This window comes from Flavobacterium sp. B330r, assembly GCF_056824325.1.
In genome coordinates this window covers 1,932,193-1,952,452 of record NZ_CP124860.1, presented here as the reverse complement: position 1 = coordinate 1,952,452, position 20,260 = coordinate 1,932,193, and the positions used below count along the sequence as shown (strand labels likewise).

Genomic DNA, 20,260 nt, shown 5'->3' with positions numbered 1-20,260 from the left:
TTGGCTAAATGAGAACTGCTTTAGATAATATAAGTCAAACTGTAACTGAACACTGAACATTTATTACTGTATTCCTTCAGACGTCATTACGACACGTTTCATTGTTCCGTCTTTGTTATAAAATAATTTATCTACACAAACAGATCTTCTAAAACTTCCTCCATGTGGTTTTGATGCTCCGTTATGATAAATGAAATACGATTGTCCTTTAAAATCAATTATAGATTGATGATTGGTGTTACTGTTTCCTGCTAATTCATTCAGAATTCCTTTAAACTCCCAAGGTCCTGTAATGGATTTGCTCATGGCATAGGCAATTTTTTCAGGAAACTCATATGCGTATGACAAATAGTACCAGCCGTTATGCTTATGAATCCATGGTGCTTCAGTGAAATTTGGTAATTTTATGTGATAAATTTCTCCGTCTATTTCAGTCATATTTTCTTTTAATTTGGCGTAATGACAGGCTGTGTTTCCCCAAAACAGATAGGCTTGTCCGTCAGTATCAATAAAAACCGTCGGATCGATATCGTCCCAGCTTATATCGCTAAATTTGGTCATATCGTTGGTGATTAGTGCTTTTCCCAATGCATCTTTAAAAGGCCCAAGCGGATTATCTGCCACAGCAACTCCGATTGATTTCCCTGGAACAGTACCATGTTCAACTGTTACATACCAATAAAATTTTCCGTTTTTTTCTATTACCTGTGAAGCCCATGCATCACTTTTTGCCCATTTAAAATCGGTTACTTTCAATGGCACAGGATGTGATTCCCATTTTTTCATATCAGAAGAAGAATACACTAGCCATTCATTCATTTTATAAAAATTAAAATCGTTTGGCGCTTCATCATGACCTGCATACAAATACACTTTGTCTTGGTAAACCAATGCTGCGGGATCTCCTGTATATTTATCTGTAATAATGGGGTTGTTGAATTTTACCGATTGTGCTGTTCCCACAATCGATAAAAGCAAAACAGAAAGGTTTATAAATAGGTTTTTCATTTGTTACTTTTTTTTGCCACAGATTTCACAGATTAAATGGATTTATCTTTTAGTCTATAGTTTCTTTTTTTAACACATAGAATCATAGTATTACTTTGTCTGAAAAAGGCATTTCATTTATTTAAAATTCACATAGCAATCTATGTGTTCAAATCTAGATTTGTTTTGTACTCTTTTTACAGATCAAAAAAACCTATGTTTCTATGTGTTTAAATTTTTATTCTCTCGCAGATTTGGCAGATTTTTTTGAATCTTTTTAATCCTTTAATTTGTGGCTATTGTTTAATACTTGGAATTTGGCATTTAAAAAATTGGAATTTTCTAATTTACTTTTTTACCCCAAACTGCTAATCCCGCACTATTGATTCCGGTGTAACTTAAAGTCACTTTTCTGGTTGCCGATTCCCAATCCCAGGCATCAATTACGTTGCATTTCACTCCGTTTATGGTAGCAATTTTTTTTGCAGGATCGTAAGACCAAGTGCCTGTTATATCCCCACTTACTTTTTTGTCGGCAGTTAAATAAATCGTAACCGCTTTCTGCATGGTTTTGTACTGATAATTCATGGTAATTTGTTCCCATGTTCCAACCAGATTTCCTTCTGCAAAAGTCGTTGTGGGTACTCCAGCATAACGTTCTGGTTCTATTACAGGCCAGCCGTCTTCTGTCCATTGAATTCCATGCACATGTCCCATCATGACTGCATTTGAAACCGCAATTCCAGAAACTCCTTCTGGCAAACGTGCCTGCGAAGCATAAAACCATTGTTTTGTTTCTGGATTTTGAAAAACAGCGCAGTGCGCAAATCCAACCCAACCTGTATGATTTTTAAACTGATACGGATGCGTTACCAATGGAAAACATTCGGCACCGTTTGTAATACTCATTCCAGTGTTGGTTACGTAAGGACCAAGAATGTTTTTAGAACGCGCAACTCGTGTGTTATAAGCAACCGATAATTCGTCATAAGCCAGAAACAAATAATAATATTGCGTGTCTGGATTGTAGATAATTTCTGGTCCTTCAAGTGCTTGCCATCGATTTGAATTTACATTTCCACGACCCGCGATTCGAACTCCGTAATCGTCGATTGTTTTTAATTTATCTGGTTTTCCTGTTGTCGGATTTAGTTTTAAAGCTGCAATTCCAGAATGCCAAGAACCGTAAATTAAATATTGTTCACCTTCTGGGGTTTCAATAAAACTCGGATCAATGGCATTGAATTTAAAATAAGCATCCCAATCGTTTCCTCCATTTCTAACATAACTTTTTACGCCGTCAGGTTCTGAGCAGACTACCATTCCTTTATCAACCCAATTATTAGAAGCCAAATCTGTTGTTTCAGCCAAACCAATAAAAGCACGTTCTGTCCAAGAAGTATTGGTGTCTGTTCCAGTAATGGGATTGGTTACGACGATGCTGTAATACATTCTGAAAACATTACCTACTTTTCGAACGCACGGTGCCCAAAATCCGTAATTTGGATTTTCTATCGGAGGAAGAGCTGGACTCATTCTGGCTCTTTTATTATTTAAAGAATCTTTTACCCAAGCTGGAGCCTGAGCCATTGAAGATCCCATAAATTCCCAATTGATTAAATCTTTTGATCTTCTGTAAAAAAAATGTCCGTTACCCTCATGTGCGTTTCCGTACGAAGCATCGGTTTGGTACATATAATAGTATTCTCCCGATTTTTCGACTGACGGATCATGTACATTTGCCAGATTCCATTGTGATCTAGTGTTCCAACTTGCAAATGCAGTATAATTATCTGCATAAGTTGGCCCTGCAAATGTTGGCGTTACCACTGGAGGTGTCACCACAGGATCTGGATCTGGGGTTTCTACCGCTGGATCATCTTTGGAACAGCTTGCCATTAGAATTGCGGCTACAAAAAATCCGATGGGAGAAATGGTTTTCAAAATGAAGTTTTTCTTTTTCATCTGCTTCTATTTTATTTTCCTTCTAAAACCACAACTGAAAAAGGAGGAATAGTAATTTCCAATTTTCCTTTTTTGTTTTCGAAACCTTTAAAAGCTGCTGGAACAATTTTACTTGGGTTTTCAAATGAATTGTAATCTTGTAATTTAGCCGATGTTATAACCGTTCCTGTGAAGTTTTTCACACCTAAATCTTTTATATCAATTTCGATTTTGTTTTTGTTTTTTGCATCCACATTCACTAATGAAATATGAACTGCGCCATTTTTATCTTTTGATGCTGAAACCGAAACCGCAGGAAGTTTTTCTCCATTAAAAGTGTATGATGGTGATTCGAAATTTACTGGCAATAGCTTCGCATCTTGATGCACGCTGTACATTTTCATTACATGATACGTTGGCGTTACAATCATTTTAGCTTTGTCTGTAAGGATTACAGCTTGTAAAACGTTAACACATTGTGCTAGGTTTGCCATACGAACACGATCTGCATGGTTATTGAAAATGTTAAGAGTTGCTCCAGCTAAAACCGCATCACGCATGGTATTTTGCTGATACAAAAATCCTGGATTTGTTCCTTTTTCTACTTCGTACCAGCCTCCCCATTCGTCAACAATCATGGCTACTTTTTTCTCAGGATCGTACTTATCCATAATAGCAGAATGTTTCGTAACTAATTCTTCCATTTTTAGAGCCGACTGCATCGTTTTAAAATAGCCTTCTTCTGTAAAATTTCTATCATCTCCTTTTTTACCCCAGTCAATTACAGCATAATGATGAACTCCAACTCCGCCTAACATATTTAGCGGAATTCCTTTCATTAAAACTTCTGTCCAATTGTAATCTGCACTGTTTGATCCAGAAGCAATTCTTGTGATTCCTCCCGTATTTTCCCAGTCAGACATGAAAGTCGCATATTTACGGTATTCTCCTGCATAATATTCTGCCGTCATATTTCCTCCACATCCCCAAGCTTCATTTCCAATTCCCCAATACTTTACTTTCCAAGGTTCTTTTCTTCCATTTTTAGCACGTAAATCACTCATCGGACTTTTACCGCTGAAGTTCGTATACTGAACCCAGTCTGCTAATTCTTGAACCGTTCCGCTTCCTACATTTCCAGATAAATAAGGTTCTGCTCCAAGAAGTTCACACATGTTCAAGAAATCGTGTGTTCCAAAACTGTTATCTTCAGTAACTCCGCCCCACCATTTGTTTACAATATTTGGTCTTTGTTCTTGTGGCCCGATTCCATCTTTCCAATGGTAAGTATCAGCGAAACAGCCTCCTGGCCATCTTAAATTTGGGATTTTTAAATCTTTTAAAGCCGCAATAATATCATTTCTTACTCCTTTTGTATTTGGAATTTTCGAAGTATCTCCCACAAAAAATCCTCCGTAAATACAACGCCCTAAATGCTCTGCAAAATGACCGTAAATATTTTTGTCAATTGTTGGCGCATCGGCCGTATTTTTAATGGTGATTGTGGTTTGCGCAAAATTCAGCTGACTGCAAAACGAAATAAGAAATGTGATTAAAAGTGCTTTTTTCATAGTGGTTTTTATTGTAGAGGAAAGCCCGAAAACTTTCCTCTGAATTTTAATTTTTTAATAAGAAAGTGTCGGCCATCCTGATGACCAAGTAAAGTATACAATTTCGAGTTTTGGATTTCCGCTGTCGGCTCCGTCATAATAATGAACCGCTCCCTTTTGCGTTCCTGTAATTCTTGACAAATGCCCTGGACCGATATAATTTCCTTGTGAAGCCAGAACGGTTGTTCCGCCGCCGCTTTTTAGAGATACTCCGTTTTTATCCACAAAAGGCCCAAACGGACTTGTAGAACGCCCAACTACAATATAATAGGTGCTGTTAACTCCATTACAGCAAGTTCCTCGGTTTACAAATAAGTAATAATAGCTTCCTTCTTTAATTAAACAAGGAGCCTCCCAAGATGCACTGTTTCCGCCAGCAACAATGGTTCTGCTTCCTGTTGTTTTTCCTGTCGAAGGATTAATTTGAATTACACCAATACCAGCATGCCATGAACCGTAAGCCATATAGACATTGCTTCCATCTACTAAAATTGACGGATCGATTGCATTAACATCTGATGCTGATGAAGAAGAAACAACAACTCCTCTGTCTGTCCATGTTGTTCCCGCGCTTTGCGAAATGGCTGGTGTTGTAACCAGTCCGATTGCAGAAGTGGCTGAACCAAATGTAGAACAGGAATAGTACATATTCCATCTGTTATTAAACCAAGCAACATCTGGCGCCCAAAAGGTCTTAACGAACCCTGGAACATATCCTGTAATCCAACTTGGCGTTGATGAAAACACCGATGTTCCCCAAGCCCAGCTTGTTAGATTTGTTGAATAGGTAACTGGAATATTATCTCCTGTAGTAAAAACATAATAATTAACACCACTTTTTACAATCGTACTTGGATCATGTGATGGCACATTTCCGCTGACTGTTTTTGCTGTTAAATTGGTAACCTTTGAATCCTCTGCATTTACAACTGCTGTTGTTCCTTCTTGTGTTGGGACAATATCTTCATTTTGACAACTCCCAAATAATATCGCTAATAAAATCAAACTTGTAATTGTTTTCATTATTCTAATTTTAGTTACTGTTAAAAATTACTTCTCTTGTATTCCAAATTCTAAGGCATAATATTATAGTCTCAGTTTTCAGTTACAGTATACAGTGAGACTGTGACTGAAAACCGAGAGTGAAAACTTAATAACTGTCGTTTTGAACAGTTCCCGGGTTGTTATCCATTTCTAATTGTGGAATTGGGAAATATTCTCTTCCTGCTGTATAAGAATTAAACTCAGCATCTCTTGCTTTTAACCAAGCTAATTTAGCAGGGTCTTGAAGCCATCCCCAACGGCGGATATCGTCAAAACGGTGTCCTTCTAGAGGAAATTCTAAAAATCTTTCGTGACCAATCTGCTCTCTCATTTGCGCTTGAGACAATCCTGGTTTTGCAGTGGCTAAATCAGGAAGATTTACTCTGTCTCTCACCATTTGAATGTAAGTATAAGCTCCTTGAGTATCGCCTGTTTCATTTAAACATTCAGCATACATTAAAAGAACATCGGCATATCTTAATAAACGCTCATTGATTCCGGAACGCCAATCGTATTCGTCTGCAAATTGTCCGTCAGAGTTTTGGTATTTTCTGCAGAATAAATCATTTAAATCGGCTGGACTTGAAGCATAGAATGTGGCAAAATCTTTTCCGTACAATTGCATTCCGCCTGGTTTATTGTAGAAAATAGTAGCATCTAGACGAGGATCATCTTGTCCTGTTTTTGTTTTTTCTTCTTTAAATTCATTAAACAATGCCCAAGTTGGCTGAACGTCTGTCCATCCAAAAGCACGGGGTGCATAGGTAATGGCTCTTGCAGATGTTTTTCCCCATCCAGAAGCAGGAGCACCTCCCCAACCTAAATCGACACCTCCGGCATCACGGCTAAATTGCACTTCAAAAAGAGATTCTGAATTGTTTTCGTTTGCTGTGGTGAAGTTGTCACGGTAATTTGCTACCAAAGAGTAAACTCCTAAATCTATAACTTGCTTAAAAGTTGTTTTAGCATTTGTAAAATCTTTTGTAAACAAATAGGCTTTTCCTAAATATCCTAAGGCCGCACCTTTAGTTGCACGTCCTTTTTGTCCCCCATCTAATCCTGAAAGTCCAACATAAGAATTTGGAAGTAATTCTGCTGCTGCTTTAAAGTCTGCAATAACTTGCGCCCAGCCTTCATCTTGTGTTTTTTGAGGATAATAAACCGCTAATTCTGTTGGAAGAGGTACATTCTTAAACATGTTTACTGCATGAAAAAAGTACAATCCTCTTAAGAAATAAGCTTGTCCTATAATTCTGTTTTTTAAAGCTTCGTCTTCAAATTCAATTCCGGGTACATTTGTCAATACTTGATTGGCACGGTAAATACCTTGATAATAGGTTTCGTAAGCCCATCCATAAATCGCTGCATCTGCAACATTTGAATTGAAGTGCCCCACATTATACATTGATGCCCAAGGGCTGTTGGTACGAGAATCATCTGCTTTTGCATCTAATAATAATGGTGTGCTTCTCATGTAAGTTCCGTCTGTTAGTAAACTTCCGTAAGCAGCATTTACACCTTGCAATGCATCTTCATCTGTTTTCCAAAAGTTATCGACTGAATCATTATTTGGATCTAGTTGAGTCAAATCTTCGTTATCCACACAGCTTGTGGTTACCAAGGCTAGTGAAAGGAAAACGGTTATATAGCTAAAAAATTTAGATTTCATTTTAATACGTTTTAATGGTTAGACCTGGTTAGAAGCTCACTTCTACTCCTAAAGAAATTGTTCTTGGATTTGGAAAAGATCCTGCATCATATCCTCTTGAAAGTAATCCGTCACTGTTAAAGTCAGGATCATATCCTTTATATTTAGAGATAATCAACAGATTTTGACCATTTAGGTAAACCTTAGCTTTTTCAATAAATTTATCTTTTATCGGAATGTTATACCCGATTTCCATTGTTTGCAGTTTCACATAATCACCGCTTTCAATAAATCTGTTTGAATCTCTGCTGTTTCCATTTGGATCTCCAATAACTGGAGCTGGAATATTGGTATTGGTATTCGTTGGTGTCCAATAATTTAACTCATCTGTATGATGGTTTGTATATTGTCCGATCATCAAATTGCGGTACATTGCATTAAATACTTTGTTACCTCCCGCTCCTTGCCAAAACATAGAGAAATCAAAGTTTGAATAAGAAGCACTGAAATTGAATCCGAAGCCATATTTAGGAATTGTTACTCCCTGGAAAGTTCTATCTGCATCTGTAATTATTCCGTCGCCATTTACATCTCTAAATTTCACGTCTCCAGGAGCTGCACCCGTTTGAGTTGGAGAAGCCGCAACTTCAGCTGCATTTTGGAAAATTCCAACTGCTTCCCAAGCAAACATTTCTCCAACAGATCTTCCTACTTCAGTTTTAGAAACTGCTCCGTAGATTGGATTTCCGTTTACACCGATTTTAGTAACTTCATTTTTCAGTGTTCCAAAGTTTGCAGAAATATCATATTTAAATTTATTATGATGATTGCTGTAAGCTGCTGTAAACTCAACCCCTGAGTTTTTCATTGATCCTGCATTTGTGGTAACACTTGCTGGAAATGCCCCTGTAGAAAACGGAAGCGGAACGCCTAACAATAAATCATCTGATTTTTTTACAAAGTATTCTGCTGTAAACTGTAAATCATTGTTTAAAAAACCTAATTCGATACCTACGTTTGAGTTTGTAGATTTTTCCCATTTTACATTAGGGTCTAATGCCGCAACTACAGTTGTTCCTGGAGCAAGCTCATTATTAAAATCATAACCTGCAAAACTGTTTACAGTTGAAGCAAAGAAATATTGCGAAATAGTATTGTTTCCTAATGTCCCGTAACCTCCTCTAAGTTTAATATTGCTTATCCATTCTGGCAATGTCCAGAATTTTTCGTTGCTGATCTTCCATCCTCCTGAAAAAGAGTAAAAGTTTGCCGAATTATTTTTTTCACTAAAAAGAGACGTTTTATCTTGTCTAAAGTTAGCCTGCACTAAATATCTATCATCATAAGAATAATTTAATCTACTGATGTATGATATTCCAGTAATCGTAAATTTATATTCAGATGCATTTCTAGCATCAGCATATTGAAGCATCGGAATGTCGTTTGGAGTAAAACCTACACCTCTCATATTATATCTATGATAATCTCTTTTTTCCTGAATCCAACCTGCAAGAGCGTCAATTTTATGCTTCCCAAGAGTTACTTCATAAGTTAGCAAATTATTCAAAAACGTTCTTAATTCGTTTCCTGTTTCAACATCCAAAGATGATTCGTCATTTGTAGTAATGTAATACCATCCTAAATCACTTGGTGGAATAAATTTTCTATTTTCCCAATCTGTTCTATCATAACTTACATCCAGTTTGTATTTAAGACCTTTAACGATTTCTACTTCTCCCCAAACATCTCCAATAAAACGGTTTCTTTTTCCATTATTATCAATCAGATTATTGTATCCAATAGGGTTCATAGAAATTGCTCTCTGAGTCAGGTTGTCTGTACCTCCATAACCACCAAGTCTGTTTGCATCATAAACGGGCATAGTCGGAATAGCTCCTAAAATATCACTTACAACCGTTTGACCTGCATTGTATTCATTAAAAATTTCCTTATCAGATTGTGTATAAGCAATTTTTGCACCGTATTTAAATTTTCCTTTTTTACCATTTAAATTTAAATTGGTAGACAATCTCTCATAGTCCTGAGGTGTTTTAATGTAACTTGTATTTTTAAAATAGTCAACATTAAAGCTGTAAGCAATACTTTCTGCACCTCCTGTAAAGGTCAAGGCTTGATTTTGTACAACACCAGTCTGAAAAGATTCTTTCTGCCAATCTGTATCTACATTTGATATGTACGATGCACTATTTCGGTCATTTCCTGGAGCAATGCTTACTGGAACACCTGCTCTAATATCTCTGTTTCTTTCGGCCTCGCTAGTAATTTTTTGATAACCAACGCGATCTGTAACATCCCATTTTTTAGCAACATTTTGAAGACCTACAATAGACTTGAATTTAATGTCCATTTTGCCTTGTTTTCCTTTTTTAGTCGTAATAATTACAACACCATTTGCACCGCGAACACCATAAATAGCAGCCGATGATGCGTCTTTTAAAACCTGCATAGACTCTATTTCTCCTGGAGCAAAATCATAAGGTGAATCGACCATAATTCCGTCGATTACAAAAAGTGGATTATTGTTGCTAAATGAAGTTATACCTCTAATCTTTACGTTAACAAAACCTCCCGGTTCTCCTGAAGATTGTACAGTAACACCTGGTACTTGTCCTTGAAGCATTTTTGCGGCATCATACGTAACTACTTTTTTAGCCGATTCTAAATTTACAACACTTACAGAACCTGTTAAATCTGATTTCTTTTGAGTTCCGTAACCAATAACAACTACCTCATTAAGTTTATTAGTGTCTTCGCCCAACGCCACATCAATTTTAGACTGGCTTCCTACGACTATCTCTTTGTTCTGAAATCCTATAAATGAAAAAACTAAAACATCATTTGTGGATGCTTTAATCGAATACTCTCCATCAAATCCAGTTGTGGCAACTGTTTTGGTTCCTTTTATTATAATGTTTACACCCGGCAAAGGAAGATTGTCTTGCGCCGATGTAACAACCCCTGTAATCGTTTTGCCTTGAGCAGACATCTGATTAACAGAAAATAATAGCATTAAAACTGCTAAAATCCAATTTGTTTTTGGCAATAGAAAATTGCAATACAAAAGTAATTTTTGTTTTGTAATCATAATGGTTTAGTTAAGATTGGTTAGTGGTTTAGTTAATAAGTGTTAATCTTACATTTGTAAATTTAACTAAAAAAAAATCATGTAAACAAATTAATATCACAAAAAAAGAGCTCAAAAAAAACACATATCGCAAATTAAGTGTCAAATTAACATTTAAAAATTCAAGGTTTTTTCAAAAAAACTGCTGTTTTAATGATTTTAATTGTGTAAAAAATACACTTTTACTGAAAAAGTCGTTTTTTAATCAAAAAAAGAAGGGAATAAAAAAAAGTATAAATAATCTGTTTTTTAATGTTTTGAATTCAAAAAAAAGATGATTTTGTAGGTAAAAGATTGCTTATTTTTGAATGTTTTTGACTAAACAGAACCTATTTTTATAAAAAACTATCCTTGACTGTCCTGTTTTTTTCTTAAAAAAATCTTAAAAAGACAATTTGTATGTTATTTTTATGTAAAAAGTAGCTTTTTTAACTATACATTTGAGTAGTTAATTATGTAAGTGTGAAATCTACATTAATAAATTATGATACGTTTTAAGAAGTTCATATATTTACCCATCCAAATTAATAATATATGCTAAATAGTTATAGCTCTGCTGATAAAGTTTTACTGGCAGTAGACTGCATCATTTTCGGATTCGACAATGATGGTCTAAAAATCCTTTTAATACAAAGAGATTTTGAGCCAGAAAAAGGAAAATGGTCCTTAATTGGAGGTTTTCTAAAACGCGATGAAGTCTTAGATGCTGCCGCAACCAGAATCTTAAATACCTATACAGGTCTTAACGATATTTATATGGAGCAACTTCATGCTTACAGTGAAATTGATCGTGACCCTGTAGAAAGAACCATCTCGGTTTCGTATTTCGCTTTAATTAATATCGAAAACCACAATGCAGAATTGATCCAGAATTACCACGCTGAATGGTTCCCGATTAACGACGCTCCAAACTTAATTTTTGACCATAACGAAATGGTTCAAAATGCTATTAAGAGGCTTCGATATAAAACTTCGGTAAAACCAATTGGTTTTGAATTGCTTCCGGAGAAATTCACCATGCGTCAACTTTTAGAACTTTATGAAGCTATTTTGAGCAAAGAATTGGACAAAAGAAATTTCATCAGTAAAATAAACTCTCTAGAAATTCTAAATAAACTAGAAGAAAAAGACATGCAGTCTTCTCGAAAAGGTTCTTACTTATATACTTTCAACAAAGAGAAATATGAAGAAAAACTACTCAATAATTTTGTATTGAATTTATAAACTTTATTTATTCTCTCGCAGATTTAGGAGATTTGGCTGATTTAATAAAAAAAAATCCCCTGCATCTGCTAAATCTGCGGGAGAAATTTATAGCGAATTACGCAATATCAGAGCAGATCTATTTTCGATCTGCTCTTTTGTTCCTTTTAAAACCATATCGGCCAGAATTTTTCCCATCAATTCAAAATTGGTTGAAATGGTGGTAATTCCGTTTGCGGCAATTTTCTTCAATGGAGTTTCATTGTAGGATATAATTCCGAAATCTTCTCCCAATTTTAAATTTCTGCTCATTGCATTTTCTATAACCAAAAGCAAGTCACGATCATGCGGTATAATGTACAGATCTCCCAAAGCAATAGATTGATTGCCGAAATCTGAAATAATTTCATAATCAAAACCATAAGTCTGGCAAAACGACTCAAACCCTAATTTCATTCCTGGAGGTTCTCTAAAACCAGGGAAAATTAAAATCAGTTTCTTGTATTTTGATAATCGCGATTTGCCTTTCATCAAACCTTCAAAGATATCTTTTTGGTGATTTTGATAAATTGCGGGAAACATTTTTAAGTCCGGATTGGTCTGATCCAAAATAATTACGTCGCTTACTGGTAGGGTTTTTATAGAATCCACGATATCGTTTAAGTTCGTCGGCATAATAATGTATTTTGTATAATTTCCGTTGCTGTCATTTAACAGCTTTTTGAAAACTTGAACATTAAAATGGTGAAAAAAAATATCGACTTGAACATTTTTTCCAATGTTTTTTAAAAACGAATTATAAATATCTTCTTTAAAAATATTCAACTCATCAAAAAGCAAAAAAACCTTCTGAGTTATAGTGATTTCAACGCTTTTAACGTAATATCCCTTTCCTGGAATAGCATAAATGATTCCTCTTTTCTTCAATTCGTCATACGCCAATAAGACCGTATCGCGAGATAAAGAAAAAGCCAGACAGATTTTATTTACCGACGGAAGCCTATCGCCTTTAATCAAATTTCCTTCTTCAATCGCTTTTTCGATTGAAAGAATAATCTGCTTATATTTTGGCAGACCGATGTTATTGTGAATTGAAATAATGTTCATAATAAAAGTCATTTTGACTATAAATAGCAAAAACTGGTAGGTACTGGTATGCAAAAATAATAAATGTTTCTATTTTTGGATTTCATTTTTGGTAAAATTTTTATGGAAATAAAACACATATCGCATTTAAAAGAGACTCACAATTGCAAATTATTTGGTTTAATGCCCAATAAGGAAGAAATTTATTCTTTTGATTTGGTTAATAAAAATGGAATGAAAGTTCAGATCATCAATTATGGTGCAACTGTAACTTCAATCCAAATTCCGGTAAACGGAAAATTAACAGATGTTGTATTAGGGTTTGATAATTTAGAATCGTATTTAGAATCATACAATTTACCAAGTGCTCCATATTTCGGAACTACTGTGGGTCGTTATGCAGGTCGTATTCATAATGCAACTTTTAGCCTTGACGATAAAAAGTTTCAGCTAGACGGAAACAACAACGGCAACACGCTTCACGGAGGAGTAATGGGATTTGGAAGAAAAGCATGGAGTGTTGTTAATGCAACTTCTGGCGAAAATCCTTCTATTACTTTTGCCCTTTTGAGCGAGCATTTAGACGAAAATTTTCCTGGAGAAATGACGGTTTATTTGACTTATACTTTGACCGAAGAAAATGAATTGAAGTTAGAATACAAAGCAACCTCAACAGAAGATACTATTATCAATTTGACGCATCATAGTTATTTTAATCTGGATGGACATGACGGAAATGTTTTAGAACAGCAAATGTTTATCAAATCGGCTAAAATGCTGGAAACCAATTCTGATAATATTCCAACAGGAAATTTTACTGATTTAACCAATCATGAATTTGATTTTAGAAATCCAAAAAGCTGTCCGTTTCCAATTGACAATTCTTTTGTGGTGAATTCTAAAACTGAAATCGTAGCGCAGTTAATCAGCTTAAAAAATAACCTAAGAATGAATGTTTATACCGATCAGCCAAGTGTACATATATATGTAGGCGGAAATTGTTTCGAAAAACTGAAAGGAAAAGAAAACGTTGATTATAATGCGCAAAGCGGAATTTGTTTTGAAACTCAAAATTTCCCAGATGCGCCAAATCATGCTCATTTTCCAAATGCAGTTTTGAAAAAAGGCGAGGAATACACGCAAAAAACACTTTACAAATTTGAAAGTTTAAATTAATACAATTCCAAAAACCACAATACACTAACTATATAATGAATGATATTTTAATACAGAATACCGTTGCTTTTTTTGAGAAATCTTTCGGATCTTCTCCTCAAAAAACGGTACTTTCTCCAGGCAGAATCAACATCATTGGAGAACATATTGACTACAATGACGGTTATGTTTTGCCTGCTGCAATTGACAAAGTGATTTGCTTTGCTTTTGAAAAAAACAACACCAAAACTTCTAAAATAATTGCCATCGATTTGAATGAAGAATTCGAAATCGATTTGACTCAGGAAGTAAAACTGAGCGATGTGGTTTGGACCAATTACATTCGTGGCGTAATCAAACAATTGCAGGATAACGGATTTTCTTTTGAAGGTTTCAATTGTGTTTTCAGCAGTAATATTCCGGTTGGTTCTGGATTGTCTTCTTCTGCAGCTTTGGAATGCGGAATGATTTTCGGAATCAAATCGCTGTTTGATTTAAAAATTGAGAAAAAAGACATTTCATTATTAGGGCAAAAAGCAGAACATTGGGTTGGTATCAACTGCGGAATTATGGACCAATTTTCAAGCGTTCACGGTCTTGAAAATAAAGTGATCAAACTAGATTGCAACACTTTAGATTTTGAATATCACAATGCCGACTTCAAAGATTATTCTCTGATTTTATTTGATTCTAATGTAAAACATTCGCTTTTTACATCAGAATATAATACCAGAAGAATTGAATGTGAGGAAGGTTTATCTATCATAAAAAATCATTTCCCAGAAGTAAAAAGTTTCAGAGATTCTTCTGTAGAACAAGTTTTGAGCTTAAAGGATAAAATGACTGAAAAAGTTTTTGACCGAGTTCATTTTGTTGTAAAAGAAATCAACCGCGTTATCAAAGCTTGTGAAGCTTTAGACCAAGGAAACATTGAACTTTTAGGAGAACTGCTTTTTGAAACACATTATGGTTTATCTAAAGAATACGAGGTAAGCTGCGAAGAATTAGACATGCTTGTTGATACCGCAAAAGAAGATGATTCCATTATTGGTTCCCGACTTATGGGAGGTGGTTTTGGAGGATGCACTATAAATTTAGTTAAAAAAGGAAATGAAAATGAGGTAAAGCGTAAGTTCTCTAAACTTTATTTAGATACATTTGGAATTGAATTAAAATTCTATGATGTAAAAATCTCTAACGGAACAACGCTACTTTAAAACCACAACTGTACAATGAAAAATTTTGACATTAACGAAGATCCGCACAGACGCTTCAACCCATTAATTAACGAATGGGTCTTGGTTTCACCTCACCGTGCAAAACGCCCTTGGCAAGGACAAAATGAAACTATTTCAACTGAAGAACTTCCTAAATACGACCCAACTTGTTACTTGTGTCCAGGAAATGTTCGTGCCAACGGAATGAATAATCCGCAATACGAAAGCAGTTTTGTTTTTGAAAATGATTTTGCTGCTATGAAACAGGACGAAATCATTTTTGAAGATGATATTAAACATACTTTTTTTAAGGCAAAACCAGAACAAGGAATTTCGAGAGTGGTTTGCTTTTCGCCAAGACACGATCTGACTCTTCCAGAAATGGAAATTGCCGATATTGAAAACATCATTAGAACTTGGCAGAAAGAATATACCGATTTAGGAAACATTAAATTTATCAACCACGTTCAAATTTTTGAAAACAAAGGAAGTGTTATGGGCTGTAGTAACCCACACCCACACGGCCAAATTTGGGCACAATCTTCTCTACCAACTCAGGTTGAAAAAACACAAAACAGCTTAAAATCGTACTACGATAAAAATCAGACAACATTGTTAGAAGATTACGTAAAAGCCGAATTGAAAGCTGGCGATCGCATTGTAATCGAAAATGATCATTTTGTGGCATTGGTTCCGTTTTGGGCAATCTGGCCATACGAAACCATGATTATCAGCAAAAGAGCTGTAAACAAAATCACCAATTTTACTGCTGATGAAAGTACCGCTTTCGCGAAAATCCTAAAGCAACTTACAACGAAGTATGACAATTTATTTAATACTTCATTTCCATATTCGTCAGGAATTCACCAATCGCCAACAGATGGTTTAATACATCCTGAATGGCATTTTCACATGCATTTTTATCCGCCTTTGTTGAGATCTGCAACGGTAAAGAAATTCATGGTCGGATATGAAATGTTGGGCGAATCGCAACGTGATATTACACCTGAAAAAAGTGCTGAAATTTTGAGACAGCTTTCAGATGTACATTACAAAAGCCTAGTAAAAGCGTAACGGTTTGGTGTTGTACTTCATCCAAATCTAAAAATTTAACACAATTCTTGCTGGATAAATGTAAAAAACACATTTACTAATAGTTGATTTCTAAATTTTTATTTTACATTTGGCTTCTGCTTTATTTTCGCAAAAAAATAACAGAAATAAAACACATCTTGCATTTTTAACAAGATTTGACAACACAAAAACAGATTTAAAACCACATAAACAAACAACCCTATAATAATTATTTAAAATACTACTAACAATGAACCAAAACCTCGCTTTCGCAGACTATGCGGTTTTTATTATTTATTTCATCGTAGTCTCGGTCTACGGTTACACCGTTTACCGCAAACGTAAACAAGACGAACAAGACGCTAAAGCTTACTTTTTGGCTGAAGGAAATTTAACTTGGTGGGCAATTGGAGCTTCTCTTATTGCTTCTAATATCTCTGCAGAACAGTTCATCGGAATGAGCGGTGAAGGATTCTTTTTAGGAATCGCTGTTGCTGCGTACGAATGGCTTGCCGCTATTGCACTTATTATTGTTGCTGTGTGGTTTATTCCTGTTTATCTTAAAAACAAGATTTACACCATGCCACAATTCTTAAAAACACGTTACAACGAATCTACTGCTTTGATTATGGCGGTTTTCTGGTTGTTCTTGTACGTTTTTGTAAACTTAACTTCTATTCTTTATTTGGGAGCTGTTGCCATTAACGGTCTTGCTGGAGGTCAATATCTTCACGCGATCATGATCGGATTAGCTGTTTTTGCTCTATTTATTTCTCTTGGAGGAATGAAAGTGGTAGCTTATACAGACGTTATTCAGGTTGCCGTGTTAATTATTGGAGGTTTGGTAACTTCTTATATTGCATTGGTAACTGTTGGAGAAAAGTTAGGAATAAGCAGTAGTGCAATTGAAGGATTCAAAGTATTAATGACTGAGGCGCCGGAGCATTTTAAAATGATTATTCCAAAACCAACTGCAACATCTTCTCAGCTTGAAATCGATAAATATTTAACTTTCCCTGGATTGTTATCTTACGCTGCAGGCATCTGGATCATCAACTTAAATTACTGGGGATGTAACCAATACATTACACAAAGAGCACTTGGAGCAGATTTACAAACCGCTCGTACAGGAATTTTATTCGCTGGTATGTTAAAATTATTAATGCCGCTTATCGTAATGTTACCTGGTATTGCTGCTTACGTTTTATACACAAACGGACATTTACCACAATTAGTTGGAGGAAAAGATGGTGCTTATTCTGCCGTTTTAACATTCTTGCCAACTGGATTAAAAGGACTTTCTGTTGCCGCTTTAACTGCTGCAATCGTAGCTTCTTTAGCTGGAAAAGTAAACAGTATCTCTACAATTTATACATTAGATATTCATAAAAAATACATCCAGAAAGATGCTGGTGAAAAACAACAAGTAAACATTGGTAGACTTGCCGTTTTTGCTGCAATGCTTTTAGCTGTTTTATTTACTTGGAATGACGTTTTAGGAATTGGCGGTGTTGGAGGATTTACCTACATCCAAAAATACACTGGATTCATTAGCCCTGGGGTTTTCGCTATGTTCTTCTTAGGTATGTTTTGGAAAAGAACTACTGGAACAGCTGCAATCGTGGGTGTAATTTTAGGATTCTTATTATCTGTTTTATTCAACGAATATGCTCCAGCTATATTTGGAAACGACACACTTTTATATACCGCTTACAATAACGGAAAAGGAGCTTTTGAAATTCCTTTCCACATCTGTATGGGATTATCATTCTTATTCACAATGATTGCAATGATTTTGATAAGTTTCGCTGGTCCAAAAGTAAACCCAAAAGCATTCGAGACAGAACCTGGAATGTTCAAAGTACAGCCACAAACAACAGTTTTAATCGTAATTACATTACTGATTATCGTGGCTCTTTATGTTAAGTTCTGGTAATAAATTATCAGTTCTATTCTCTCTATCTTTACAGCTGTTGTTTGTCATGAACAACAGCTGTAAATTTTTAAGGTATATTCATTGAATAAAAAATATATCTGATTTTGTCAGGCTGAGCGGAGTCGAAGCCCACGTCCAATTGGAGCGCCCTTCGTCTCCACTCAGGGTGACAATCTAATTCATAAAACAAGAATTTTAAATTATAATATATAAATACCATGCAGTTATCATTAACCCAAAAAATCATTATCGTTACGGGAGGTGCAAAAGGAATCGGTTTAGGAATCGTTAAAGTTCTAGCCGAAGAAAATGCCATTCCGTTTATCGTTGGACGTAACGAAAATGATAACATCAAAGCCGTAGAAGAATTAAAAGCCATTGGAAAAGAAGCGCATCAAGTTGCCGCCGATTTGACAAAACCTGAAGACTGCAAAAAAGCCGTTGAAGCCGTAATCGCAAAATTCGGAAGAATTGACGGATTGGTAAACAATGCCGGCGTTAATGACGGTGTTGGATTAGAAAACGGAAATTATGAAGATTTCGCTGCTTCTCTTCACAAAAATTTAGTGCATTATTATTTGATGGCGCAGCACGCACTTCCGTATTTGAAAGAATCAAAAGGAGCAATTGTAAACATTGGTTCTAAAACGGCTGAAACAGGTCAAGGCGGAACCTCAGCGTATGCCGCTTCAAACGGCGGAAGAAATGCTTTAACCAGAGAATGGGCTGTTGAATTATTAAAATACAGCATCCGTGTAAACGCTGTAATCGTAGCAGAATGTTACACGCCGCTTTACGAAACGTGGATCAACACTTTTGAAAATAAAGAAGAAAAACTGGCTGCAATTACCAAAAATATTCCGCTAGAAAACAGAATGACAACAGCGGAGGAAATCGCGAATATGGTGGTTTTCTTATTGTCTGAAAAATCAAGTCATACCACTGGACAGATTATTTATGTTGATGGTGGTTATACGCATTTAGATCGTTCTATTTAATTTTTTTTTAGCCACGAATTCACGAATTATTTTTTGATAATCTTTGGGAATAAATTTATGAATTCGTGGTTTTCTTTTTTATCTCACTTAGATTTCACAAATTTTTAAATCAACTTAATTTGTGAAATTGTTAGCTAGTTTTTGATTCAGATTTTCACAGCTCTTTTGAATTGTTTTAATTCGTGAATTCGTGGCTATTTCTTTTCAAACAGATTTGTATCCTCTTTAATCTTTATAATCTGTGGCAAAACTAACCTTCGCATTATTTTTAAAATCAGATGGCGTAATTCCCTTAACTTTTTTGAAGAGTTTATTGAAGTTTGAAGCCGTTTTATAACCGCATTCATACGCAATTTCAGACATGCTTTTATCCGTTTCCAACAACAATTTACAAGCATTCGAAATTCGGATTTCATGCAGATAATCTACAAAATTCTTCTTCGTTTTTACCCTGAACATTCTACAAAAAGACGTTCTTGTCATATTTGCGACAGCCGCAATTTCTTCCAAGGAAATATTCTTTTTATAATTTTTGTTGACATATTGAAAAACCTCCGAAAGACGATCTACTTTCGAATCCTTCTGCATCAACGAATAAATTTCATCGTTGATGTAAATCGTATCCTGACTTTCGGAAAGAATAGATAAAATTTCAAAAAGTCCGACAATAACTTCGAAGTCTTTTTTAGCAACTAACTTCTCTAGTTTCTTTGCGATCTGTTTATTGGTTTTTCCGATAATCGAAATTCCTTTTCCTGCCTGAAAAAAAAGTTCGTTAATTTTTTGGGTTTCTTTTAATTCATAAAAAGTTGGACCAAAAATATCTTTATGAAAATATACAACAATTGAATTGGCTCTTAAATCTTCAATTCCATGATAGTATTTTTCATCATTTAACCAAACATGCGGAATATCAGAACCTAAAAAAACCATATCTCCCGGTTCAAACGGCATAACCGAATTTCCAATAATCCGCTTGCCGAAACTCTCTTTTACATACACCAATTCCAATTCCGGATGCGAATGAAAAGGCGCTTGAAAAAAAGGTTCAATACGATTCAGCACCGAAACCTTCGTGTTAAGATAAGATGCTATTTTGGTTTGTTCCAATTTCATACTGCAAAGATAATTAAAGATTAGATACGGATAATATTAGACCACTAAGCAATGTGTAAAAAAGCTAATTTTATTTTTCGTTAACTGCCAGAATTCT

14 protein-coding genes are annotated in these 20,260 nt (G+C 35.2%); 6 read left to right on the top strand and 8 right to left on the bottom strand.

The window, feature by feature from the left end; translation table 11 throughout:
* Positions 1-63: 63 nt before the first annotated feature.
* From QLQ95_RS08865 to QLQ95_RS08840, 6 genes are all read right to left on the bottom strand, one after another.
* The gene (locus QLQ95_RS08865; RefSeq protein WP_482503460.1) at positions 64-1,008 is read right to left on the bottom strand and encodes a glycoside hydrolase family 43 protein; all 945 of its coding nucleotides are present in this window, start codon (positions 1,006-1,008) and stop codon (positions 64-66) included.
* Between the two features lie 321 nt (positions 1,009-1,329).
* The gene (locus QLQ95_RS08860; protein ID WP_482503458.1) at positions 1,330-2,952 is read right to left on the bottom strand and encodes an arabinan endo-1,5-alpha-L-arabinosidase; all 1,623 of its coding nucleotides are present in this window, start codon (positions 2,950-2,952) and stop codon (positions 1,330-1,332) included.
* 11 nt (positions 2,953-2,963) lie between these two features.
* On the bottom strand, positions 2,964-4,502 hold the full coding sequence (locus QLQ95_RS08855) for an alpha-N-arabinofuranosidase (protein WP_482503456.1): 1,539 nt from the start codon (positions 4,500-4,502) through the stop codon (positions 2,964-2,966).
* 54 nt (positions 4,503-4,556) lie between these two features.
* Positions 4,557-5,564 carry an arabinan endo-1,5-alpha-L-arabinosidase gene (locus QLQ95_RS08850; protein ID WP_095930667.1) on the bottom strand — a complete coding sequence of 336 codons (1,008 nt, stop codon included), beginning with the start codon at positions 5,562-5,564 and terminating at the stop codon, positions 4,557-4,559.
* Between the two features lie 127 nt (positions 5,565-5,691).
* On the bottom strand, positions 5,692-7,254 hold the full coding sequence (locus tag QLQ95_RS08845; protein WP_095930666.1) for a RagB/SusD family nutrient uptake outer membrane protein: 1,563 nt from the start codon (positions 7,252-7,254) through the stop codon (positions 5,692-5,694).
* A gap of 28 nt (positions 7,255-7,282) precedes the next feature.
* Positions 7,283-10,339 (bottom strand): SusC/RagA family TonB-linked outer membrane protein, encoded by a 3,057-nt coding sequence (locus QLQ95_RS08840; RefSeq protein WP_482503454.1) that lies wholly within the window; start codon positions 10,337-10,339, stop codon positions 7,283-7,285.
* A 573-nt stretch (positions 10,340-10,912) separates the two neighbouring features.
* Between QLQ95_RS08840 and QLQ95_RS08835 the strand changes: the two genes are divergently transcribed.
* Positions 10,913-11,602: an NUDIX hydrolase gene (locus QLQ95_RS08835; protein ID WP_095930664.1), complete on the top strand. Its 690-nt coding sequence runs from the start codon at positions 10,913-10,915 to the stop codon at positions 11,600-11,602.
* 87 nt (positions 11,603-11,689) lie between these two features.
* On the opposite strand, the gene QLQ95_RS08830 is transcribed toward QLQ95_RS08835, so the two are convergent.
* Complete coding sequence (locus QLQ95_RS08830) at positions 11,690-12,688, bottom strand: GntR family transcriptional regulator (protein ID WP_482503452.1); 999 nt, start codon at positions 12,686-12,688, stop codon at positions 11,690-11,692.
* 102 nt (positions 12,689-12,790) lie between these two features.
* Between QLQ95_RS08830 and QLQ95_RS08825 the strand changes: the two genes are divergently transcribed.
* The 5 genes from QLQ95_RS08825 to QLQ95_RS08805 all read left to right on the top strand — a co-directional run bounded on the left by QLQ95_RS08825 (position 12,791) and on the right by QLQ95_RS08805 (position 19,047).
* Positions 12,791-13,843 carry an aldose epimerase family protein gene (locus tag QLQ95_RS08825; protein ID WP_482503450.1) on the top strand — a complete coding sequence of 351 codons (1,053 nt, stop codon included), beginning with the start codon at positions 12,791-12,793 and terminating at the stop codon, positions 13,841-13,843.
* 35 nt (positions 13,844-13,878) lie between these two features.
* Positions 13,879-15,039, top strand: a complete 1,161-nt coding sequence (gene galK, locus QLQ95_RS08820; RefSeq protein ID WP_095930662.1) for a galactokinase — start codon at positions 13,879-13,881, stop codon at positions 15,037-15,039.
* A gap of 15 nt (positions 15,040-15,054) precedes the next feature.
* Entirely contained in the window at positions 15,055-16,113 is a 1,059-nt protein-coding gene (locus QLQ95_RS08815) for a UDP-glucose--hexose-1-phosphate uridylyltransferase (RefSeq protein ID WP_095930661.1), read from the top strand.
* A gap of 250 nt (positions 16,114-16,363) precedes the next feature.
* On the top strand, positions 16,364-18,049 hold the full coding sequence (locus QLQ95_RS08810; RefSeq protein WP_320494373.1) for a sodium/sugar symporter: 1,686 nt from the start codon (positions 16,364-16,366) through the stop codon (positions 18,047-18,049).
* A gap of 218 nt (positions 18,050-18,267) precedes the next feature.
* Positions 18,268-19,047, top strand: coding sequence for an L-fucose dehydrogenase (locus QLQ95_RS08805; protein ID WP_057115557.1), 780 nt, complete (start codon positions 18,268-18,270; stop codon positions 19,045-19,047).
* Between the two features lie 225 nt (positions 19,048-19,272).
* Here QLQ95_RS08805 and QLQ95_RS08800 read toward each other — a convergent pair whose 3' ends face one another.
* Positions 19,273-20,163, bottom strand: coding sequence for an AraC family transcriptional regulator (locus QLQ95_RS08800; protein WP_320494368.1), 891 nt, complete (start codon positions 20,161-20,163; stop codon positions 19,273-19,275).
* Positions 20,164-20,260 lie beyond the last annotated feature (97 nt).